This is a genomic window from Candidatus Berkiella cookevillensis (assembly GCF_001431315.2).
In the GTDB taxonomy this organism is placed as follows: domain Bacteria; phylum Pseudomonadota; class Gammaproteobacteria; order Berkiellales; family Berkiellaceae; genus Berkiella_A; species Berkiella_A cookevillensis.
Window position 1 is genome coordinate 269,406 of record NZ_LKHV02000001.1, and the last position, 23,020, is coordinate 292,425.

General features: G+C 38.3%; 22 protein-coding genes. 17 read left to right on the top strand and 5 right to left on the bottom strand.

Annotated elements, in window-relative coordinates:
- Window positions 1-12: 12 nt before the first annotated feature.
- From ccoS to speD, 4 genes are all read left to right on the top strand, one after another.
- The gene (gene ccoS, locus CC99x_RS01145) at window positions 13-189 is read left to right on the top strand and encodes a cbb3-type cytochrome oxidase assembly protein CcoS (RefSeq protein ID WP_077065336.1); all 177 of its coding nucleotides are present in this window, start codon (window positions 13-15) and stop codon (window positions 187-189) included.
- On the top strand, window positions 182-883 hold the full coding sequence (locus CC99x_RS01150; protein ID WP_057623362.1) for a sulfite exporter TauE/SafE family protein: 702 nt from the start codon (window positions 182-184) through the stop codon (window positions 881-883). The genes ccoS and CC99x_RS01150 overlap by 8 nt, the downstream gene beginning before the upstream one ends.
- Window positions 884-967: 84 nt before the next feature.
- Window positions 968-1,984, top strand: a complete 1,017-nt coding sequence (locus CC99x_RS01155) for a hypothetical protein (RefSeq protein WP_057623364.1) — start codon at window positions 968-970, stop codon at window positions 1,982-1,984.
- Window positions 1,985-2,368: 384 nt separating this feature from the next.
- Window positions 2,369-3,175 (top strand): adenosylmethionine decarboxylase, encoded by an 807-nt coding sequence (gene speD / locus CC99x_RS01160; RefSeq protein ID WP_057623366.1) that lies wholly within the window; start codon window positions 2,369-2,371, stop codon window positions 3,173-3,175.
- Here speD and CC99x_RS01165 read toward each other — a convergent pair.
- Window positions 3,172-4,338: a PilT/PilU family type 4a pilus ATPase gene (locus tag CC99x_RS01165; RefSeq protein ID WP_057623368.1), complete on the bottom strand. Its 1,167-nt coding sequence runs from the start codon at window positions 4,336-4,338 to the stop codon at window positions 3,172-3,174. The genes speD and CC99x_RS01165 overlap by 4 nt on opposite strands.
- Window positions 4,339-4,505: 167 nt before the next feature.
- Between CC99x_RS01165 and CC99x_RS01170 the strand changes: the two genes are divergently transcribed.
- The 3 genes from CC99x_RS01170 to glnE are packed head-to-tail and all read left to right on the top strand — an operon-like array spanning window position 4,506 to window position 8,730.
- Window positions 4,506-5,426: an SPFH domain-containing protein gene (locus tag CC99x_RS01170; protein WP_057623370.1), complete on the top strand. Its 921-nt coding sequence runs from the start codon at window positions 4,506-4,508 to the stop codon at window positions 5,424-5,426.
- 4 nt (window positions 5,427-5,430) lie between these two features.
- Entirely contained in the window at window positions 5,431-5,883 is a 453-nt protein-coding gene (locus CC99x_RS01175; protein WP_057623372.1) for an NfeD family protein, read from the top strand.
- The gene (gene glnE, locus CC99x_RS01180; RefSeq protein WP_057623374.1) at window positions 5,884-8,730 is read left to right on the top strand and encodes a bifunctional [glutamate--ammonia ligase]-adenylyl-L-tyrosine phosphorylase/[glutamate--ammonia-ligase] adenylyltransferase; all 2,847 of its coding nucleotides are present in this window, start codon (window positions 5,884-5,886) and stop codon (window positions 8,728-8,730) included.
- Here the strand turns inward: glnE and CC99x_RS01185 are convergent.
- Together CC99x_RS01185 and CC99x_RS01190 are read right to left on the bottom strand one after the other, a co-directional pair.
- Window positions 8,727-11,105, bottom strand: a complete 2,379-nt coding sequence (locus CC99x_RS01185) for a protein kinase domain-containing protein (RefSeq protein ID WP_057623375.1) — start codon at window positions 11,103-11,105, stop codon at window positions 8,727-8,729. The two genes, glnE and CC99x_RS01185, sit on opposite strands and share 4 nt — an antisense overlap.
- 241 nt (window positions 11,106-11,346) lie before the next feature.
- Window positions 11,347-12,363: a hypothetical protein gene (locus CC99x_RS01190; RefSeq protein ID WP_057623377.1), complete on the bottom strand. Its 1,017-nt coding sequence runs from the start codon at window positions 12,361-12,363 to the stop codon at window positions 11,347-11,349.
- Between the two features lie 233 nt (window positions 12,364-12,596).
- On the opposite strand from CC99x_RS01190, the gene CC99x_RS01195 reads away from it, so the two are divergent.
- The 10 genes from CC99x_RS01195 (at window position 12,597) to CC99x_RS01240 (ending at window position 21,384) form a co-directional block, all read left to right on the top strand.
- The gene (locus CC99x_RS01195; RefSeq protein WP_057623378.1) at window positions 12,597-13,517 is read left to right on the top strand and encodes a branched-chain amino acid transaminase; all 921 of its coding nucleotides are present in this window, start codon (window positions 12,597-12,599) and stop codon (window positions 13,515-13,517) included.
- Window positions 13,518-13,665: 148 nt separating this feature from the next.
- On the top strand, window positions 13,666-13,875 hold the full coding sequence (locus CC99x_RS01200; RefSeq protein ID WP_057623381.1) for a zinc-finger domain-containing protein: 210 nt from the start codon (window positions 13,666-13,668) through the stop codon (window positions 13,873-13,875).
- 30 nt (window positions 13,876-13,905) lie between these two features.
- Window positions 13,906-14,925 carry a lipopolysaccharide heptosyltransferase II gene (waaF, locus tag CC99x_RS01205; RefSeq protein ID WP_445971459.1) on the top strand — a complete coding sequence of 340 codons (1,020 nt, stop codon included), beginning with the start codon at window positions 13,906-13,908 and terminating at the stop codon, window positions 14,923-14,925.
- 2 nt (window positions 14,926-14,927) lie between these two features.
- The gene (waaC, locus tag CC99x_RS01210; RefSeq protein ID WP_057623383.1) at window positions 14,928-15,983 is read left to right on the top strand and encodes a lipopolysaccharide heptosyltransferase I; all 1,056 of its coding nucleotides are present in this window, start codon (window positions 14,928-14,930) and stop codon (window positions 15,981-15,983) included.
- Complete coding sequence (locus tag CC99x_RS01215; RefSeq protein WP_057623385.1) at window positions 15,976-17,223, top strand: O-antigen ligase family protein; 1,248 nt, start codon at window positions 15,976-15,978, stop codon at window positions 17,221-17,223. Before waaC ends, CC99x_RS01215 begins: the two co-directional genes overlap by 8 nt.
- Window positions 17,220-18,044, top strand: a complete 825-nt coding sequence (locus CC99x_RS01220) for a glycosyltransferase family 2 protein (RefSeq protein ID WP_057623387.1) — start codon at window positions 17,220-17,222, stop codon at window positions 18,042-18,044. The genes CC99x_RS01215 and CC99x_RS01220 overlap by 4 nt, the downstream gene beginning before the upstream one ends.
- On the top strand, window positions 18,041-18,736 hold the full coding sequence (locus CC99x_RS01225) for a lipopolysaccharide kinase InaA family protein (RefSeq protein ID WP_057623389.1): 696 nt from the start codon (window positions 18,041-18,043) through the stop codon (window positions 18,734-18,736). The genes CC99x_RS01220 and CC99x_RS01225 overlap by 4 nt, the downstream gene beginning before the upstream one ends.
- A gap of 24 nt (window positions 18,737-18,760) precedes the next feature.
- Window positions 18,761-20,209, top strand: coding sequence for a bifunctional D-glycero-beta-D-manno-heptose-7-phosphate kinase/D-glycero-beta-D-manno-heptose 1-phosphate adenylyltransferase HldE (gene hldE / locus CC99x_RS01230; protein ID WP_057623747.1), 1,449 nt, complete (start codon window positions 18,761-18,763; stop codon window positions 20,207-20,209).
- Complete coding sequence (rfaD, locus tag CC99x_RS01235; protein WP_057623391.1) at window positions 20,206-21,156, top strand: ADP-glyceromanno-heptose 6-epimerase; 951 nt, start codon at window positions 20,206-20,208, stop codon at window positions 21,154-21,156. Before hldE ends, rfaD begins: the two co-directional genes overlap by 4 nt.
- Before the next feature lie 3 nt (window positions 21,157-21,159).
- Window positions 21,160-21,384 carry a hypothetical protein gene (locus tag CC99x_RS01240; RefSeq protein ID WP_057623393.1) on the top strand — a complete coding sequence of 75 codons (225 nt, stop codon included), beginning with the start codon at window positions 21,160-21,162 and terminating at the stop codon, window positions 21,382-21,384.
- 3 nt (window positions 21,385-21,387) lie between these two features.
- Here CC99x_RS01240 and CC99x_RS01245 read toward each other — a convergent pair whose 3' ends face one another.
- Together CC99x_RS01245 and CC99x_RS01250 are read right to left on the bottom strand one after the other, a co-directional pair.
- Entirely contained in the window at window positions 21,388-21,966 is a 579-nt protein-coding gene (locus tag CC99x_RS01245) for an ankyrin repeat domain-containing protein (protein ID WP_057623396.1), read from the bottom strand.
- A gap of 230 nt (window positions 21,967-22,196) precedes the next feature.
- A complete protein-coding gene (locus CC99x_RS01250) occupies window positions 22,197-22,985 on the bottom strand; it encodes a hypothetical protein (protein ID WP_057623398.1) in 789 nt (262 codons plus the stop codon).
- Window positions 22,986-23,020 lie beyond the last annotated feature (35 nt).

The window sequence follows — 23,020 nt, forward strand, 5'->3', positions numbered from 1 at the left end:
GAACTAAGAAATATGATGATGATTTATGTTTTAATACCCATTAGCATATTGTTGTTGTTTATTTCCTATTGGTTTTTCAAATGGGCTGTGAAAAAAGAGCAATATGAAGATTTAGAGAGTCCGGCACACCAAATTTTATTTGATGATAAAGTACATAAAAAAGCATTAAGTAGTTTTCCTGATGAGTAATATTGAATTGATGATGAGTTGTTTTTTAGTGGGACTGATGGGTTCAGGCCATTGTATTGGTATGTGTGGTGGAATTGCAAATTCTCTTGGTTTTGCCTTGCCATCCTCTTTGAGAACAGCGGGACACTTGGTGTTTTATCAGTCTATTTATAATCTAGGGCGCATTTCATCTTATACTTTAATGGGTGCTGTTGTGGGTGGAATGGGCGCTACACTTGTGCACCATGCAGGCACACCCGCTTTACTTTTTTTACGTGTCCTTTCAGCAGGCATGATTGTATTGCTTGGCCTTTATTTGATGGGGATAGGGCGTATTTTGCAGCGTTTGGAAAAATTGGGTAAAACACTTTGGCAAACACTTCAACCCCTCATGAAAAAAATATTACCTATTGACCATCCAATAAAAGCATTTTCACTTGGCATGCTATGGGGATGGTTACCCTGTGGACTTATCTATAGCACCTTAACGGTTGCCTTAAGTTCAGGGGCAATGGCTTCAGGCGCGCTTGCTATGTTTGCTTTTGGTATGGGTACGATGCCAGCAATGCTGTTAACAGGTTCGTCACTTTCTATTATGCAGCAATGGCTTAAACAACCGATTGTAAGAAAAGCCATTGGTTTAACAATGATTGCTTTTGGTCTATTAGCTTTTAGCCATTTGTTGCCCGCTACTACGCACGCAACTTGCCATTGAAAATCCAGGACAGCCACATTAAGTTGCTTCACCCAAAATTTTTGCGCTAGAATTCCTTTCAGTAATAGGGATATTTTTTAAGTTATGACTTTAGCTCGCTCAGAACAAATTGATTTGAATGCAACACCGTATTATCACGTCATGAACCGATGTGTGCGTCGCAGCTTTTTGTGTGGTTTTGATAAACTAACACAGAAAGATTATTCTCATCGTAAAGCATGGATTGTCGATCGATTAAAATATCTAGCAGATATCTTTGCTATCAAAATCTGTGCCTATGCCATCATGAGCAATCATTATCATGTTGTGTTATATGTGGAAGAAACACAAGCGCAAGCGTGGTCAGAAGCAGAAATCATTCGTCGTTGGGCAGCTATTTTCCCCAAAGATGCCGAAGAAAATAAGCATTTAAAGCAAAAGATTCAACTTTGGAAAGAGCGACTCACCAGCATCAGCTGGTTTATGCGTTGCTTAAATGAACGAATAGCGCGCGATGTAAACGAAGAAGATGATACTGCAGGGCGATTTTGGGAAGGGCGTTTTAAATCTCAAGCGCTATTAGATGAAGGGGCGTTGTTGAGCGCAATGGTTTATGTTGATTTAAATCCAGTCAGAGCAGGAATTACAGAAACGCCTGAAGAATCAGAATTTACCTCTATTTATGAACGTATTCAGCATATTTCTAAGCAATTAAAAATCAATAAGCCAAAATCCATTAAACAGCTTAAGCGTGAAAAAGCTGATATATATAATAATCTTGCACAACCCAAGTTCTTAGTGCCTTTTTCAAACGTCTCAAAAAATCATTCAAATGCTATTGATTTTAAACTGGTCGATTATTTAGAGCTTGTGGACTATACAGGCAGAGTGATTCGCGATGATAAAGAAGCGGGTTCTATTCCAGAACATCTAGCGCCCATTTTAAGCAGATTACAATTTGAGCCTCAAAACTGGATATCTTTAGTCAAAAATTTAGCTAAAAGTTTTTCTCATGCAGTGGGGAGTGAAATCTTACTGCTTAATTTTGGCAAAGAGAGAAGGAAAGCTTTAAAAGGCATTACTCAAGCAAAGAAATTATATTCAAGTACACACGTCGCTTAATTCAATATCCTAATTCTATCCTGTTAATCATTTCGTAGATTATTCACAATCAATCGATGATGGTAGTAATGGCTAATTCACTCTTTCAATTCTTGTATTCTTATTATTGGTATAAAGAATTTTTAAGTGCGGCTGTCCTGATTTTATATGGCTGTCCTATTTAGAACATTGCTGCAAAATAAGCTTTTATGCTGTATTGCTAACAGCCTAGGCCTTATATTTTTAGGTGTAGCATCATTGGTTATGATTTCAAATAAGTTATCTAAATAATTATTAAAAAAGTTGTTTATTTAGTAGATTATCTATGTATAATCTCGTCTTTTGAACCCAAGCTATTTGGGTTTTGCCTTATTTTTTAGGCCAGATTATAGGTAGGGCAGGAGATTGAAGAAACTGAAACTTCATGGGTTTAATAACCTAACGAAGAATTTAAGCTTTAATATCTACGATATTTGTTACACAATTACTGAAGCACACCGTAAAGAATATATTGCGTATATTGATGAAGCGTACAATGCGACACGTTTAACGCAAATATTAACGGATGTATCGAAAATTATTGGTGCCAATATATTGAATATTGCGTATCAAGATTATGATCCTCAAGGTGCCAGCGTTACGATGTTGATTGCAGAAGAGCCTGTAGAGCCTACAGGTGGGACGCAAACAGAAGCGCCTGGTCCATTACCTGAAAGTGTCGTTGGGCATTTAGACAAAAGTCATATTACCGTACATACCTATCCTGAAAGTCATCCTCATAATGGTATTTCAACCTTCAGAGCAGATATTGATGTATCTACCTGTGGTGTAATTTCTCCACTTAAGGCATTGAATTTCTTACTGCATACCTTTGAGTCGGATATTGTCACCATTGATTATCGTGTGCGAGGCTTTACACGAGATGTGAGTGGTAAAAAGCATTTTATTGATCATAGCATCCAGTCAATACAAAATTATCTTTCTAAAGATACATTGAAAGCCTTTGAAATGATTGATGTGAATGTATATCAAGAAAATATTTTTCACACCAAGATGTTATTAAAAGAGTTTGAGTTGAATAATTATCTTTTTGGCACAGGCGAAGATGCCTTAACTGCGCAAGATGCTAAAATGATAAAAGAACGACTACGACGAGAAATGTTAGAAATTTTCTATGGTCGAAACTTTGTGGCTCAGGCTGAGCTTATTTAATCTTCCACAATACTTAAACCATTTTGATCTTTGTCATCCTTGTCTTGCGAAAAAGGTTTGTGAATAGATGCAGTAGGTACTGCGATCTGATTGTTTTCTAGGCCTTTTTCCGCAAGTTGTATTTTCAAACGCAGATTGTTTTTTGAGTCTGCATTTCGAATGGCTTCTTCTAAACTAATTTTCCCTTCAAAATAAAGCGCTTCAAGGGCTTGATCAAAGGTTTGCATACCAAGATTTTTTGATTTTTCCATAACTTCTTTGAGTTGTGATATTTCACCTCGATTAATCAAAGAAAGTATCAAAGGGGTTCCAAGCAAAATTTCAACAGCAATGGTTCGTTTGCCATCTTTGGTAGGAATGAGGCGTTGTGAAATAATTGCCTTGAGATTAAAAGAGAGATCTAAGAGCAACTGATTTTTGCGCTCTTCTGGGAAAAAATTAATAATTCTGTCTAATGCTTGATTTGCACTGTTGGCATGCAAAGTAGAGATACAAAGATGGCCGGTCTCAGAAAAGGCAATGGCGTGCTCCATCGTTTCTCGAGAGCGAATTTCACCGATTAAAATTAAATCAGGTGCTTGTCGCAATGTGTTTTTAAGCGCATCTTCATAGCTGTCTGTGTCCACACCCACTTCACGTTGATTAATGATGGATTTCTTATGCGTATGTACAAATTCAATAGGATCTTCAATGGTAATGATATGACCTGCTTGTTGCTCATTGCGATGATTGATAAGTGCTGCCATAGAGGTCGATTTACCTGATCCTGTTGCACCGACAAACAACACTAAGCCACGTTTTTCTGTAATAATTTCTTTTAAGATGGGAGGGAGGTGGAGTGTTTCCAAAGAGGGGATCTCAGTATGAATTCTACGAATCACCATTCCCACTTCACTGCGCTGTACAAAAATATTAACCCGAAATCGGCCAATGCCTTTTAGCGATAGTGCAAGATTCATTTCTGGTTTCATTTCAAAATGTTGTCTTTGTTCGGCATCCATGACTTGGTAAGCCATTTTTTTAACTTCTCCGACCTCAAAAACAGTGTTAGAAATGGGATGTAGTTTGCCATGAGCCTTAACAGAGGGAGGAGCACCTGTTGTTAAATACAAATCTGAACCTTCCATTTGCTGCATTTGGATTAACAGTGCTTTTAGATCCATGTTTGCTCCCTATTAGTACATAGTCGTAGCTGAAAAACTCATGTGCTGTGACTATGTATACCTCTTTTCGGCGTGTTTAAAAGTTTATGTTAGAATTTAAGTATAGACTTATCTGTTATTTGTTGTTTAGCTTGCAAATATGAATTATAAGCCAGGGAAAGAAAATCATGATGAATTTTGGAACGCTTGTCTTTTTAGTAGTCATTTTAGCGATTGTGGTATTACTTATGGCGGTCAAGCAGGTACCACAAGGGTATCAGTGGACCATTGAGCGCTTTGGTCGCTATGTTCAAACCCTTCGTCCTGGATTGTCTCTCATTATCCCCTTTATAGATCAAGTGGGCGCAAAACTTAATATGATGGAGCAAGTCTTAGACATTCCTTCTCAAGAGATCATTACACGTGATAATGCAATGGTAAAAGTAGATGGTATCTGTTTCTTTCAACTGGTCGATGCTGCAAAAGCTGCATATGAAGTCAGCGATTTGCAAAGAGCGATTCGAAATTTAATCATGACCAATATTAGAACGGTATTAGGTTCAATGGATCTCGATGAGGCATTATCCAATCGCGACATGATCAACACCAAATTATTAGGGGTGGTTGATGATGCAACGACGCCTTGGGGCATTAAGGTGACACGTATTGAAATTAAAGATATTTCTCCTCCTAAAGATTTAATAGATGCAATGGCCGCACAAATGAAAGCAGAGCGGGAGAAACGTGCCAAAATTTTAGAAGCAGAAGGTTATAGACAAGCCGCTATCTTAAAAGCAGAGGGTGAAAAGCGTTCTGTAGTTCTTGATTCTGAAGGGCGTAAAGAAGCCGCGTTTCGTGATGCAGAAGCCCGAGAAAGATCGGCAGAAGCAGAAGCCAAAGCAACAGAAGTCGTATCTCATGCCATTGCAAAAGGGGATGTGCAGGCGATTAATTATTTCGTTGCACAAAAATATGTAGAGGCTTTGCAAGAAATCGCGACCAGCCCCAATCAAAAATTAATTTTAATGCCACTGGAAGCAAGTAGTGTGATTGGCTCAATTGCAGGGATTGGTGAGATTGCAAAACAGGCTTTTACTAAGAAGGAATAAGTAAATGGATGCATTTTTTTCTCAACTTGAGTTTTGGCATTGGTTTGCTTTTGCTGTTTTATTAATTATTGTGGATGTTGCAACCGGAGCCAATTTTCTTTTCTTGTGGGGCGGCATTGCTGCCGCCTTTGTGGGTGTATTATTACTGATAATGCCCAAGATGGGATGGGAATACCAACTCATGATCTTTGGCTTAGGTGTCATGTCGAGTATCTTGGTTTGGTTTTTCTTCTTAAGAAAGCATAAGCCAGCTACGGATCAACCTAAGTTGAATTTAAGGAACGAGCAATATATTGATAGAGTATTTAATTTAGATGAACCCATTGTGAATGGACGTGGCAAAATAAGAGTAGGAGACACTTGGTGGAAAGTTAAAGGTGCCGATCTGCCACAAGGCACAAAAATAAAAGTCGTTGCCGTCGATGGGGTGATTTTAATTGTTGAGAAAGTAGAGTGAATGAATGATCTCGCATCGACGAATCAGGCTCCCAGTGTCTTGCAAGATGCTGCAAAAAGACACTGGGAAAAATATAGTCAAGCATGCCTAAATGCAAATATTCCCATAGAATTAATCACTTCAGCATTCAAAGAAGACATAGCAAAAATCTTTGCTACAAGCGATTTTGTTTCTGATGTTTTTTGTAAATATCCCCAATTGCCATTAACGGCATATCACAAAGGCTTGCCAGAATTTAGTTTAGCGAATGTAAAAGAAATATTAAAAGCATCCTTAAGTGGGATTGATGAGCTGGATGCCTTTAAGCGTATCTTGCGCCAATTGCGTGCACAGCAAACCAGTTTAATTATTTGGCGATTTTTGTTGCATAAAGTAAGCTTGGAAACGCATTTGCGAGAGCTATCTTTATTGGCAGATATGCTGGTGAAAAAAACTTGTCACTTTATTTTGAAAAAAATAATGATAGATATTGGGAGGCCAGAGACAGTTGATGGCCAGGAGATTTCCTTTGTTGTGATTGCGCTTGGTAAATTAGGTGGACAAGAGCTTAATTTTTCTTCTGATATTGATTTGATTTTTGCCTACACAGATAAAGGCGTTGTGGCAGATAGCAAGAGTCCAATCAATGTCGAACAGTATTTTACGCGTGTTGCACAATTAGTGATCTCCATTTTGTCAGATAGGACAGAAGATGGCTTTGTGTATAGAGTCGATATGCGTTTGCGCCCTTATGGAGAAAGTGGGGCTTTGGTTTTAACCTTTGATCAATTAGAACAATATTACCAATACCAGGGTAGAGATTGGGAGCGTTATGCTTTGATTAAAGCAAGGTTGATTACTGGTGATAATCTTGCACGTAAGCGATTGAAATCAATAATACAACCCTTTGTCTATCGGCGGTATTTAGATTACAGCGCTTTTGAGTCTTTAAGAGAAATGAAATCTAAGGTTGAATTAGATGTTAGGAAAAATAATAGACAGAATGATATAAAATTAGGCAAAGGTGGTATACGTCAAATAGAGTTTATTGCGCAAGCCTTCCAGCTCATCCGAGGTGGAAAAAACATTGCTCTGCAAAAGCGTAATTTATTGAGAGTGCTCAAAGAACTTAAATATTATCAAATTATTAGTGAAACTAAATATACTGCCTTGAAATCAGCTTATTGTTTTTTGAGAGCACTAGAACATTTTTTGCAGATGTTAAGAGATGAGCAAACGCATCAATTGCCAGCAGATGAGATAGACAAAAGCAAAGTGGCTTTGCTCATGGGCTTAAATCATTGGGAAGAACTTTCGCAGCTATTAATACAACATCTTAAAGAAGTTACTTTTTATTTTGAAACTTTGTCTGCAGTACCAGCTATTCAAAGCAATATAGCCAGCGAGCAATTTAATTTTGGCAAGAATATATGGATGAATCCATCTATAAGCTTAAGCGCTGTTCAATGCTCTGATACTTTTATTGAACAGATACATCAGTTTAAAGAAAGTGCTTTGGTGCGTGGTTTGAAAGCAAAAGCAAGAAGTCGTTTGGATCAAGTCATGCCGGTTGTTTTAGACATTATTGTACAATCTGAAGCGCCAGATATGTTATTAGCGAGAACCTTGAAATTCTTAAGAGCAATTGCAAGGCGTTCAGCCTATCTTGCTTTTTTGATTGAAAAAGAAGGTGCACTCAGTTATTTGCTTAAAGTGTTTGATAAAAGTGAATGGATCAACTCTCAACTTTGTCAATATCCTGTTCTATTAGATGAGATTTTAACGCCTGTTAGTATTGCACAAATTCATTCCAAACTATTTTGGCAACAAGACTTAACCCAGAAAATGAAAGGGGTGAAGCAAGATGATTTAGAGCAACAAATGGAAAAGTTACGGCAGTTTAAGCTGGGTGGTTTTTTGAGTATTGCTTTGCATGAACGGCTTACAAAAAAAGAAGTGGATGTTTCATTGGCCTTGAATCATTTAGTTGAAGTTATTTTAGAAAAAACCTATTTCCTCTGTTTACAATTTATCCTCCAAAATTACAATATAAAAAATTCAATCAGTGAAATGCTAGATGAATTCCCGTTTGCACTGATAGCGTATGGGAAATTGGGTGCCAAAGAGCTGAGCTATTTGTCCGATCTGGACTTGGTCTTCTTGTATGATGATAGTTCTTTATTGCTAGAGAAAGAGATCCAAGGGGTTGAGGTTTTTGTTCGTCTTGCGCAGCGAATGATTCATATGTTAAGCACCCAAACATTGTCAGGAAAATTGTTTGATGTTGATGTTCGTCTGAGACCGGGGGGTAGTGCTGGCATGCTGGTAGGTTCTTTGTCTGGTTTTCAACAATATCTAACAAATCAAGCCTGGGTGTGGGAACATCAAGCATTGGTGAATGCACGCTTTATTTTAGGCGCTCCAGAGTTAAAAGAAAAATTTGAAGCTATACGGAAAAATACACTCGTATTTTTGCGTAATCAAGATACACTCAGAAAATCGATTGGTGAGATGCGTCAAAAGATGCTGGATAATCAATATAAAGCAAGCTGGAATATTAAAACCGTTCCAGGTGGCATGATAGACATAGAATTTATCGTTCAATATGCAGTGCTGTATTATGCACATCAATATCCCTATTTAGCAGAACAATATGGTACCTTGAATGTATTGATGGTATTGAGAAGAACGCCACTCTTATCAGAAAAAGAAGTAGAAATACTCATTTGTGCTTATGCATATTATCAATATTTACAAAACGATAGGTTGCTTCAGCCCGATGAAAAGCCCAATCAAGAAGAAATAAGCGCCTATCAACAACAAGTGATGGCGCTTTGGCATAAAATATTTTTAAGCAGTGAGTTTTAGAATTCAAGTTTTCCCCTTTTATCTTTGTCTAATTTGAGATCTATATGCTCTATTCCTTTTGTTTTTGCGGATTGGCAGTGTTGTTGGTGCTCGCTCTCATTTAATAACACACTGTGTCGGTTTTCGATGGCATTATCAATACACCGTATTAAATGTGGATAGATTTTGACCTCAAGAGTGCTAGTGCTTAATGATAAGGTTGTATATCTATTTAGAGACTCAATGATTCTTTTCAAATCACCAATACTTTGGCCTTCTAGCACAAAGTTGAATAATATGGGATCAGCTGTTCTTAATTTCTCCAAAGTTTTGATGAATTTATCTCTCTCTTGTCTGCCAGTGGGTTCTGATAGCTTTGCTAACTCGAGAAAATTGTATATTAGCAAGTTTTTGCATTCGCTATAATCAATAGCCTCTGTTGTCATAGAGGTAATGGCGGTGGAGGGCGCAGACATGTGACTGTTCATTGTGCCAAAGAGTAAGGGAGCGGATTGTTCAGGTAAATTTATTGTAGAAAGCTTAATGGCATCTACACAAGAGATTCTATCTTCACGTTTAATAGCTAATAATCCGCGTAATAAAGGATCATTTTGTATTTTTAACTCATCTTGAGAATAGCCAAGCCTTGGCAAATGACCATGATTTAATTCAAAGAGCAGAATGCCTAGCGCCCACATATCGTTGGCAGGGTGTGGTTCTCTAAAGTTTAAAGCTTCAGCAGAAGTGGGTGCTCGGTTCATATTGTTGCGGTTGATTTTATAACCATAAGAGTGCTGTGCGATAAAGGCTGATTCGTGATAATAGCCATGATATGCTGCGTCAGGCGCTTCATTTGCCAAAACTATCTCAGGAGATTCATAGCCACCAGAAGCAAGAGAGGGCTTATGCAAAGGCGATTGTGGATCGTAGGAGATGCCAAAATCAGCAATTTTTGCATAATAGCCACGTTCATCGCGATAGATAAAAACATTGGGCAGTTTGATATCTTGATGCACTTTTCCTTGGGCATGCATCAGCGCGATACCCTCTAAGATATTTTGTGTGATCCGTGTCTTATCTGCTGGGCTTAAGATAATATTGGGGTTGTCGATTACTTGTTTTAAATCACCGATAGCACGTTTTGAATATTGACTACGTTTGACAACATCTTTGCTAGTAAATAACTCTCCGAGTAAAGTGACATTCAGGGTATCTGCCTTATCTTGACCTAATTCATGCGAGTTAATTAATTTTTGAGAGAATAAAGCTTCATAATCTGCTTCTTGGGCTGATTCCCCCTTAGAAACCTTATTGACCCATTCTTCTGGTGCGAAACAGTCAATGCGCCATGCAGGTTTCACCGTGCCAAAGGTGCCTTTGCCAATCATCCGGGTTCCATCTTTACTGCCATCGGCAAGTTTGCGTTTGGTTTCTAGCATCAACATGTAATCACCATTGGGATCACGCACTATGTTGAGGGTGCGTATGAGTGTTGAAAATTCCTTTGAAATTCTAAAACCTTCGCCCCTTGTTAATTGTGCAACGACATATGGATTGTTCAGCATATACTGGTAAATATCAAGCATAGCACTTTTGCTGATGAGTTGATTAAAAGCAGCTGGGAGTAAAGATGCGTCTAATTTATCCTTAGTTTTAGCAATGTTCTCTAAAAATTCAATTGCTTGACTATCCAGAAACAGCTCATTTTTTTTATGCCAAACACATTTTTCAATGTTGTCTAATTCAATATAAGGAGCATCTGGATGATTTGTGTGAGCTAGAACTTTATATTCTCCTGAAGCAGTACACAGGACTTCTATGTCATGATTTCGATTCTTTGTTGCATCTGCGGGAATAGCTAAGCTTGTATTTTTTTTAAGATTTTTTATCGCATCCATATTTTCATTAATGCTGTCAAAATAATTTGCAAGATCTTCTTCGATGTAGGCTGTAAGATGAGCGGGGGGAGGGGCTTGTGTGGATAAAAAGTTCATCCGTGTTGCAAGTGCCATATTTTGTTGCCAGACGAGATGGGGTGGTTTTGTGATCTGATAACTAATGTCTTGTTCAGCTTTATGTAAAATAATTTGAAAGGCACCTGAGGCATCACGTGTCGCATAAATAGTAATACCTAACGGTGGGGTGATCATGGATGAAAGTTTGATCAGTTCTCCTGGCATGCGATTGTAGAATTTGTATAGTTGTAATTCTATGTCTTCAAGGACAAAAGCAATATCATTCCGAGAATGAAAGCCTAATTCTCTAAATAGGGGGTCGATTGTACCGCTTTTCAGGAGATTTATCGTTTCTTTTAGATTATCTTTGAGCGTTTTAATTTGTGGATTTTCTGCATCTAATCTTACATTTGATTGTGCGCTTGCACCATTATTAGCCATTTTGTACCTCAGCATTTACTTGCATTATTTGGATAGACCTAGGGTTTGGTTTTTAGTTCGTTATGATGTGTCTAAAAAGGTGTATGCTCATCAAAATGGGACAGCCACACTTAGAAATTCTTTATATCAATAATAAGAATACAAGAATGGAAAGAATGAATTAGCCGTTACTATCATTATCAATGGCTTTGATTGTGAATAATCTATGAAATGATTAACAGGATAAAATTAGGATATTGAATTAAGCGACGTGTGTACTTGAATATAATTTCTTTGCTTGGGTAATGCCTTTTAAAGCTTTCCTTCTCTCTTTGCCAAAATTTAACAGTAGGATTTCACTTCCCACAGCATGAGAAAAACTTTTAGCTAAATTTTTGACTAATGAAATCCAATTCATGGGTTCGAATTGCAATCTGCTTAATATGGGGGCTAGATGTTCTGGAATAGAACCCGCTTTTTTATCGTCACGAATCACTCTGCCTGTATAATCCACAAGCTCTAAATAATCGATAAGTCTAAAATCAATGACATGTGAATGATGTTTTGAAATGTTTGCAAAAGGCACTAAGAACTTGGGTTGTACAAGATTATTGTATATATCGGCTTTTTCGCGCTTGAGCTGTTTAATGGATTTTGGCTTATTGATTTTTAATTGCTTAGCAATGTGTTGGATACGCTCATAAATAGAGGTAAATTCCGATTCTTCCGGTGTCTTTGTAATACCTGCTCTGACAGGATTTAAATCAACATAAACCATTGCGCTTAAAAGTGCCCCTTCATCCAATAAAGCTTGGGATTTAAAGCGTCCTTCCCAAAATCTCCCAGCGGTATCATCCTCTTTGTTTACATTGCGCGCAATTTTTTCGTTTAAACAACGCATAAACCAACTGATACTGGTGAGTCGCTCTTTCCAAAGCTGAATTTTTTGCTTTAAATGCTTATTTTCTTCGGTATCTTTGGGAAAAATAGAAGCCCAACGACGGATGATTTCTGCTTCTGACCACGCTTGCGCTTGTGTTTCTTCCACATATAAAACCACATGATAATGATTGCTCATGATGGCATAAGCACAGATTTTGATGGCAAAGATATCTGTTAGATATTTTAATCGATTGATAATCCACGCTTTACGGTGAGAATAATCTTTCTGTGTTAGCTCATCAAAACCGCACAAAAAGCTGCGACGCACACATCGGTTCATGACGTGATAATACGGCGTGGCATTCAAATCTATTTGTTCTGAGCGAGCTAAAGTCATAACTTAAAAAATATCCCTATTACTGAAAGGAATTCTAGCTCAAAAATTTTGGGTAAAGCAACTTAATGTGGCTGTCCTGTATTTATGGTCCTGGGTTTATGAAGTTGGTTTTATTGATTAGAAAATGAAGTGGGTTTTTAAGTTGACCCTCTACAATAAGCCAGCCACAATTACTGGATTATTGATAATAATGATTTCATATTAATAAAAAAATCCAGTAGGAGATAAATCGCATGTCAATGGCAGACAAAGATGGCCAAATATGGATGGATGGGGAGTGGGTTAAATGGCGTGATGCAAAAATTCATGTGCTCACACATTCACTACATTATGGAATGGGTATATTCGAAGGTGTACGTGCCTACGAAACACAACAAGGTACGGCTATTTTTAGATTGAATGCACATACGGATAGATTTTTTCGTTCTGCGCATATCTTAAATTTACCCATCGCTTTTGATAAAGAAACATTAAATCAAGCACAAAAAGAAGCTATCACACGTAACAATTTGAAATCTGGTTATATTCGTCCGCTTTGCTATTACGGCAGTGAAGGTATGGGTTTAAGAGCAGATAATTTAAAAACACACGTTGCGATTGCTGCTTGGTCTTGGGGGGCATATTTAGGCTCTGAATCACTGGAAAAAGGCATTCGAGTGAGAACTTCTTCTTTGCAACGCCATCATATCAATGTTTCATTTTGTCGAGCAAAAGCAACAGGGAACTATATGAATTCTATGTTGGCTTTACAAGAAGCTTTGAGCTGTGGTTATGACGAAGCATTACTGTTGGATACACAAGGTTATGTTGCAGAAGGGAGTGGTGAAAATATATTCTTAGTTAAGAACAAGAAATTATATACACCCACCTTGACCTCTTGCTTAGAAGGAATCACGCGAGATTCCATTTTTGAATTTGCAAAAGCACTGGATATCGAAGTGAGTGAAACCTTATTAACACGAGATGATGTGTATTCATGTGATGAATGTTTCTTCACGGGCACAGCAGCAGAGCTTACACCTATTCGTGAAGTCGATAATAGAGTGATTGGCAAAGGTAAGCGTGGACCTATAACAGAAAAATTGCAAACACTATACTTTGATACGGTTCAGGGTAAGAATGCACAATTTAAAGAATGGCTTACCTTCGTTTAAGCCTTTGCCTTAGATGCTGTAGGGGCCAGCTCCTGTGCTGGTCACTTTAGCCGTCAAACTTACTTTCGATATATTCTGAATTTAGCTTAACACCTGTGATAAAATATGAATTACCATTATTAAGTTTGTTAGTTTTCATAGGTTGCATATGTCTGAATTTTCCAAGGAACCTGCTAGTGCGCAAAAGGAATATTACGTTAGCAAAAAAGATCTGCCCCTTTCTTGTCCAATGCCGCAGATGACATTGTGGAATGCACACCCAAAAGTGTATTTGCCGATCGAAAAAAGCAAAAAAGTAAGCTGTCCTTATTGTGGTGCCACTTATATTCTTCAAGATGCGCCATCGCATTCTTCTTAAAATAAATTACCAGGGTTTTTAGATTTGGAGTTGAAGTTGGAAGATAGAGCTTTAGTAATTGGCCCATCATGGGTGGGTGATATGGTGATGGCACAGGCTTTGTTTAAAGCGATTAAAGTCAAATATCCGACAACGCGCTTGGATGTTTTGGCGCCTGAATGGAGCCGCCCTTTAACCGACCGTATGCCTGAAATTGATCTTAGCTTATCCATGCCTTTGAAGCATGGTGAACTAGACTTAAAAAAAAGATATCAGATTGCTAAACGTTTGCCGCATGCCTATCAACGTAGTTTTGTATTACCTAACTCTTTCAAGTCCGCCTTAATTCCTTTTTTTGCAAAAATACCACAGCGTATTGGTTGGCGTGGTGAATGGCGCTATCCGCTTTTAAACGATGTCAGGATCTTAGATAAGCAGCAATTGCCCTTAATGGTGCAGCGTTATGTTGCCTTGGCATATGAAAAAAAGACATCTTTACCCAGTGTATTGCCTAAGCCCCAATTGCTTGTTCAAGCAGAAAATGTAGAGTTTGCCTTAAAAAAACACCAGTTGTCCTTACAGGCCGGCAAAATTATTAGTTTATGTCCAGGGGCAGAATTTGGGGCTTCTAAACGTTGGCCGATTGAATACTATGCACAGATAGCCAACTTTTTTATAAAAGCAGGTTATCAAATTTGGATCTTTGGTTCAGAAAAAGATAAACCCGTTGCAGAGCAAATCAATCAAGCGACTTCGTTACAGTGTGTTAATTTATGTGGCAAGACCTCTTTGGCAGAAGCGATTGATCTGATGTCTTTGAGTACGTGCGTGGTGAGCAATGATTCGGGTTTGATGCATATTGCTGCTGCCTTGAATAGGCCGGTAGTGGCTATTTATGGCTCAACTGATCCAAGTTTTACGCCACCGCTCAGTGATAAGGTGAAAATAATTCGCTCAGATATGCACTGTAGTCCTTGTTTTAAACGGGAATGCCCATTACAACATCATTTATGCATGAAAAACCTTCTGCCAGAGCGCATAAAAGAGGCTGTTTTGGAGTTAGTGGCATAGAAATGAAAGTTTTAATTATTAAGATGTCTTCGCTTGGAGATGTGATTCATACCTTACCGGCTGTCACTGATGCAGCAAAAGCGCTGAAAAATGTGCATTTTGATTGGGTGGTAGAAAGCGCCTTTCAAGAAATTCCTAAATGGCATCCCGCTGTGGGGCGTGTTATAGGCATTGATATGCGTCGTTGGCGCAAAAATATAATGCAAGCATTGCAGCAAGGTGAAATTAAAAGCTTTATTAAGCAACTTCGTACGTCGCAATACGATCTTGTTTTGGATGCCCAAGGTCTCATTAAGAGTAGTAGTGTGGCATTCTTAGCAAAAGGGCATCGAGTAGGTTTGGACAAGCATTCTGCGAGAGAATCGATAGCCAGTTTGTTTTATCAAACAAAAATTGCGGCTTCAAAAAATCAGCATGCCGTAGAAAAGCTTCGACAATTATTTGCAAGAGCTTTGGGTTATTCTTACCAGGCCTCTGCCTTATCCTATGGGATTGATGAAAGCTGTCTTAAAGCAGTCACTGTACCGGATGAGTACGTGATGTTTTTGCATGGTACAACATGGTCGACCAAACATTGGCCAGAACAATATTGGTACGATTTGGCTGCGTTACTATCCGAACAGGGTAAGCAAGTGATGCTGACTTGGGGCAATGAGCTTGAAAAACAACGCGCAGAAAAAATACGCGCCTTTTGTGAGCAACGTGCCTTGACGTTATTGCCCATTATTTTGCCCAAACTATCACTTGGTGAAATAACTTATGTAATTGCGAAAGCGCAAGCAGTTGTTGCGGTTGATACAGGTTTAGGACACATTGCCGCCATGATGAATGTGCCCACTGTATCCTTATATGGCCCTACCTTCCCTGGATTTACAGGTGCTTACGGCAATCATCAGAGACATTTAAGTGTGAGCAAGGACTGTCATCCTTGTTTTGAGAAGCAATGTCCCATAGCAAAAGAAAACATGTTATATCCTCCTTGCTTTGAAAGTTTGCCACCTGCAAAAGTTTCTGAGATATTGAAGCAAATAATGCAGCAAGAGCCACAGTATGGTTAAGCAATTATTCTTCAGCCAAGCAATTGAAAAAAAGTGTATCCCTGTATTGCTGCTATGTTTTGCCTTTGCAATACCCGTATCGACAGCCCTGACAACAGGAACCATGTTAGCCATAGGACTTTTATGGCTGTTGGGATATGAAACATTCCCGCAGAAAATAGGCTTTTACTATCGACACCCTCTGGGTATTGCAACAACCGCCTTTATCTTATTAAGCCTATTAGGCTTGTTGTATTCACAGGTTTCGTTGCATGAAAGCACACATACGCTTAGGGATTATGTGCGTTTAGCTGCGATTCCAATACTGGCTTTTTATTTGCAAGAGAAAAAATTGCAATCTATCGTTGTAAAAGCTTTTGTTGTGGCTATGATCCTGACCCTTGTCCTTGGCTATTTAAAAGTATTTGTGCATTTGCCGATTGGTTTAAAATACACGATGGGTGCAGTATTCAAAAGCCACATCAAGACTAGTTATTTTATGGCAATTGCTGCCTTTATTTTATCTGTGTATGGATTACATACGCCAGCGCATCGATGGTGGGTTTCTCTCCTTGTGTTGGCAATGATTTATTATTTATTTTTCCTAAGCGTGGGAAGAATTGGGCATATATCACTGCTTGTTTTAATACTTTATGTGGCTTGGCATCGATGGCGGATAAAGGGATTATGGATAGGGTTTGTTGGCATATTCTTATTGTTTGCTTTGATGTACAGCCACTCAGAGGTATTCTCAAACCGCATTAATTTACTAAAACAGGATTGGGTTTTTTATCAAGAAAGAAATCTGGAAGCCTCTTCTTTAGGTTCTCGTATTGAATTTTATAAAACGAGTTTGGCAGTATTTGCTGAACATCCTTGGATAGGTATTGGGACAGGCGGTTTTGAAAAAGCATATGAGCTTTATCACAGTGGAAGTAATATCTTATTAACAGATAATCCACATAATCAGTATTTAAAGGCAATGGTTGAACTAGGGATGCTAGGATTATTCAATTTAATGGCACTTTTTTATTTACAATGGCGATACTCAGGATTGTTATCCTCAGAGAGAAGCCTTTTAATACGCGGTTGTTTACTTTCTTTTTATATTGGATGTTTGCTTAACTCATGGTTGAGTGATTTTACAGAAAGTTATTTTTACGTATTATTGTCGGCGTTGATATTTGCGCAGTTTAGTATGAAAAAAGATGTCATTGAACATCGTCCCTTCAAAAATTTAGCTGTGAAGACTTTATCATGAGAAATATAACGATATCGCTCATTATTACAACCTATAACTGGCCCAGTGCATTGAGTGTTGTTTTTCATTCTATTCTTCAGCAAACTTTCCCATTCGCGCAATTAGAAATTATTGTGGCGGATGATGGATCGACAGAGGAAACGCGCGCACTGGTTGAAGAATGGCAATCTAAATTTGATTGCCCTTTACTACATATTTGGCATGAGGATTGTGGTTTTAGAGCGGCTAAAATTAGAAATTTAGCGGCCAAATCAGCCTGCCATGATTATATGATTTTTCTGGATGGAGATTGTATTTTAAGCCCTAATTTTCTTAAGCAACATGCTGCATTAGCAGAGCCGAATTGGTTTGTGGCCGGAAATCGAGTGTTGCTTTCTGAAGCCTTCAGCAAAGAAGTACTGATGGGGGTGCCTGCTTATACATATGATTGGCTACAATGGATGTGTGCTTGGAAGCAAGGAAAAATTAATCGTTTTTTACCGACTTTTAGCTTACCGCTCTTAGGCTTAAGAAAGATAGCCAAAAGGCGCTGGCAAGGTGCAAAAACCTGTAATTTAGCGGTTTGGCGAGAAGATTTCTTTGCCGTTAATGGTTTGGATGAGGTTTATGAAGGCTGGGGATTTGAAGATTCAGATTTAGCTGTACGCTTAATCAATAACGATATTTATAAGAAGATGGGGCAGTGCTGTGTTCCTGTCTATCATTTGCATCATAAAGAAGCGAGCAGACAGCTTGCAAAGTCAAATTATGAAGCACTTCAACATACTATTTTGTCTCACCGAACGTGGGCAAATAAAGGCTTGAATCAGTACAGCAAATGAAAGTCTTAAAAAGTTTCAAGCAATATATTCAATGGGATGAATCTTTTAAAGCACAATCAATATTGGCTGTGCTGTCAAATATTGAATATCACATGACATATCCAGAAAGAGTTTTAAAAAACGATCCAACCTCAACCGTTGTTGTGATTGTGGTCGATGGCCAGCAATGGGTGATCAAACGCGCAAACACAAAAGGTATTTTGCATTGTATTCGACGTGCATTCTTGCCTTCTCGCGCTTTTAAAAATTGGAACAATGCTAAAAAATTGCTGTCCATGGGGGTTGATACAATGCGCCCGATTGCACTATTGGAAGAGCGTTGGGGCATTATCAGAGGTCGTTCCTATTTTATCAGCAATTATATTGAAGGTGTGGATGCACTACATTTTTTTGCCTGTGGTGCTAAGCCCAATCATTTATGGCAGAGCGTAGCAGAAAATATCTGCAATATGATGAAAAAATTGGCTACCCATCGTGTGAGTCATAGAGATTTGAATTTAAGTAATATTCTGATCAATGCGCAACAAAAGCCTTTTTTAATAGACTTAGATGCAATGTGTCAATACAAATGGCATGTATTTGCAAAGCGCGCTGCAAAAAAAGAGCGTAAACGATTTATGGAAAACTGGAGCGAAGCCCCGAATGTTCATGAACAGGCTGAGCAGCTTTTTTCTCAATTATTACAAAATTAAGATAAAGAATAAGAGATGAGTGTTATGCATTATCCAAATTTTTCAGAATGTAAGGTTGTCGTGATTGGAGATGTGATGTTAGATCGCTATTTGCACGGCGATACCTCGCGCATTTCACCTGAAGCCCCTGTGCCGGTTGTCAATATTCATGGCGAAGAGGAGCGCGTAGGAGGAGCGGCAAACGTTGCAGTTAACGTTGCTGCATTAGGTGCTCGGTGTACCTTGATTGCGGCTATTGGTCAAGATGAAGCAGGCGCAATGCTTAAAAAGATGCTCTTATCACAAAAAGTAGATTGTGATTTAATCGAATCTACCTATATGAGCACTATTACAAAATTAAGAGTGATTGGTCGACAACAGCAGTTACTGAGATTGGATTTTGAGAAATATTATGCGTGGTCTGCCAAATCTCTTGAGCATAAATTAGAAGCAAAATTATCGAATGCAAAAGTGTTAATTATTTCTGATTACGCAAAAGGCATGATTGCAGAGCCACAAGCATTGATTCAATTTGCCAAAGCAAGAGGCATTCGTGTGGTTGTTGATCCTAAAAATGAAGATTTATCTGTCTATCAAGGTGCTGATATTCTAACACCGAATATGAAAGAATTTGAAGCGATGGTTGGTGAGTGTCATTCCGATGATGATATTGTAATGCGAGCACAAGCTTTGATTCATCAATACAATTTTGAAGCTTTATTAATTACGCGTGGCGCACATGGTATGACTTTGGTTGAAAAACATAATAATCAATATCACCATATTCCTGCCAAAGCCAGAGAAGTGTTTGATATTACGGGTGCAGGCGATACAGTGGTTGCTGTATTAGCTACGTGTTTAGGTCTAGATAAGGATTATTTGTTTTCCGCAAAATTATCCAATGTGGCAGCCGGTATTTCCGTTGGCAAGTTAGGTACAGCGACCATTGGCGTAGAGGAGTTGGATCGTCACTTTAGTGAGACGGATATAAATCGCAGTATCAGTGGCGTTGTCAACAAAAATCAATTGCTTTTAGCACTTAAGAAGCATAAAGCGCAAAATCAAAAGATTGTGATGACCAATGGATGTTTTGATTTATTGCATACAGGGCATTTAGCCTATCTGCAAGAGGCAAAAGCATTGGGTGATTGTTTAGTTGTGGCAGTTAATGATGACGATTCTGTAAAACGATTGAAAGGCGAGTCAAGACCCTTGAATCGCTTACACGATCGTATGTTGGCATTAGCAGCACTCAAGAGTGTTGATTATGTGGTCAGTTTTTCTGAAGATACACCACGTGCATTGATCAGTGATGTTTTACCAGATGTTTTGGTAAAAGGTGGCGATTATGAGACAACTCAAATTGCCGGTGCCCAAGAAGTCATGGCCAATGGTGGTGAGGTTAAAATTTTACAATTCGTGGATGGGTATTCGACAACTCAATTGGTTGAGAGAATCCATCAAAGTAATCAGCAAGTAGGAGAAGTCGTATGATTATTGTAACAGGTGGTGCTGGTTTCATTGGGTCCAATATTGTCAGAGGTTTAAATCGCCTTGGTATTGATAATATTTTAGTAGTAGATGATCTCACGGATGGTAAGAAATTTGCTAATCTAGTGAATTTGAAAATCAAAGATTATTTGGATAAAGATACTTTTTTAGCACGTATTAAAGCCAAAGATGATTTTGGATCGGATATAGAAGCTATTTTTCATCAAGGTGCTTGCTCTACCACCACAGAATGGGATGGTCGCTATATGATGGAAAATAACTATGAATATAGCAAAACTTTATTAGACTATTGTTTGGCACGAGGCATTAATTTTCTCTATGCTTCGAGTGCGGCTGTTTATGGTGATGGAGAAATATTTAAAGAAAACGTTGAACATGAGGCGCCACTGAATGTTTATGGTTATTCTAAATATTTATTTGATCAATATGTGCGCCAAATAATAGATACGGCGAATATTCAAATTGCAGGTTTTAGATACTTTAATGTGTATGGCCCGAATGAACAACACAAAGGCTCGATGGCTAGTGTGGCTTTCCATTTGAATAATCAAATAAAAGCAAACAACGCCGTTAAATTGTTTGAAGGTTGTGATGGTTATGGGCATGGTGAGCAACGCCGAGACTTTGTCTATGTTGATGATGTGGTTGATGTTAACCTGTGGTTTTATCAACGCCCTCAATTAAAAGGTATTTATAACTTAGGCACAGGACATTCTCAGCCTTTTAATGATATTGCACATTCTGTGATTAAATGGCATGGCTTTGGTACGCTGGAATATATTCCATTTCCTGAACATTTAAAAGGAAGCTATCAGAGCTTTACGCAAGCAGATATTACTAAATTGAGAAATGTTGGTTACGAGGCACCGTTTAAGCGCGTAGAAGAAGGCGTTGCTTTGTATTTGGATCGCATTAATAAAAAGGTTTAAGCGATGCGTTACAAAGGAATGGTCGCTAAATACGAATATGTGGTTAGTGTGGGCGTGTTTGTCGGTGAGATTATCAATTGTCCAGACGTTGTTAGTTTTTCTGCGCAAACACTCGCGCAATTACAGAGTGTGATGCAAGATGCAGTTGATAATTACTTTGCTTATAAAAAGGAAGTATTGGCTTCGCAGTTTACTTTGCACGCACAAGAAATACATGCGCTTGCTTAAAAACTATAATTTGCTTTGTCGGGTGCGTTTTAATTTATAAGCTAAGAAATCTACCACTTTGCTATCTCTTTGGTAAAGTTCAGTCTTATGCAGTTGAAAAGGATAAGGTGTGATATGGGCTGTTGGACTTTGCTCTTTATTATGCATTTTTTTTGATAAGGGTAATCGTAAAGGCCAGGCAAATTTAGGCTTATAATTAGCTTGCTGATTGATTACTTTAGCGATAGCAACAAAGCCATGTTTGAGCGCTAAAGAGGCAGGGTTTAAGCCATCCCCATTTTCCAAAGTGATATCTGCCCCCCAATTTAACAGTAATCGAGCTGCAACTAAATTGCCTGTCAGTGCTGCATAGTGCATTGGTGTCATGCGATGATAGGCGCTGTCTCGTGCATAGGCATCGATGTTGGCACCATTTTCAAGCAAGGCGCAAGTAACATCGAGATAATTTTTTTGGATGGCAATATGCAGTGCGGTTTGTCCTGATTCATCATATTGGCATACTTGATAAGGGACAGAATTCTGTATCAAAGTCATTGCTAATTCTATATGCCCTTCATTCAGTGCTTTGATGATGATCGTCACAGCGCGCCTCTTGAACAAAAATACTACTTATTCTTTATATTCTAAGGGTGCCGACTAACAAAGTAAACTGGTTTTTATTCCAAAATTATAGAATTAGCTGTAAATAAATACTGAATCGTATAGTCATGGCACATGCGTTTTACCTTGAGCTACTGGAGTGTTACGAGCACATGAGGATTGCGAGGTGGACGAAGATAAACACCCTTGAATGCTCATGTGCGAAGACTATATTAATTATGCATCATCATACTGATGCCCATACCCCAAATGGGGCTTAAGCGATACTCTAGGTAATTAGGTACCTGTTGATGATCTTTGAATTTAATCTTATTCCATTCTACTAATGCATAAGGCTTCATTGTAAGGTGTGGCGTTAATACCCACACATAGGCAAGCGATAATTTTGCTTTGCTTACATCAAGATTTGTCACTGGTATAGGCACATGAATTTTAGCATTCAATTCATATTGATATAAAAACGCATAAGTCATATCAAGCCCTAAGCCAAAGCCTGTTGCAAAGAAAGAACGTTTTGATGATAAGGGGCCAGAATTAAATTCATAATGATGATCTAAAGCATGCATTGTTGCCATAGGCGCAATTGTGAAGGTATTAAATGGTTTGAAAATTCTTGCAAAATCTACTGAGTAGAGTTGATCTTCTATGTCACTAGAGAAGTATGAGCCTTGTGGAATAGTTATGCCATGCGTAATAAGCTCTGATGATAATATGGTTTGTCCATCATATCTGAGTGGAAGGTAGTTAAAATTTATTTGAAAGGGATCAAATCTGAGCCATGCACCTATGCTGGTATAAACTTTGGAGTCAATATTCAGCTCTTCAAAAGAGGGACGTTTTAAACTAGTGGTTTCAAGATGCCCACCTTTAGGGGTTTGTTGGAACCCACGAATATCTGCTTTGTTGAGTTCGGCATAGATTCCAAATTCTGATGCTGTGTTACCCATAGCGCTAAAACACATTGCTGTGCCACAGGCTATAAACTTTAAGAATGTTTTCATTATTATTTTCCTTATTGACTTCTTAGTTGTTTAGC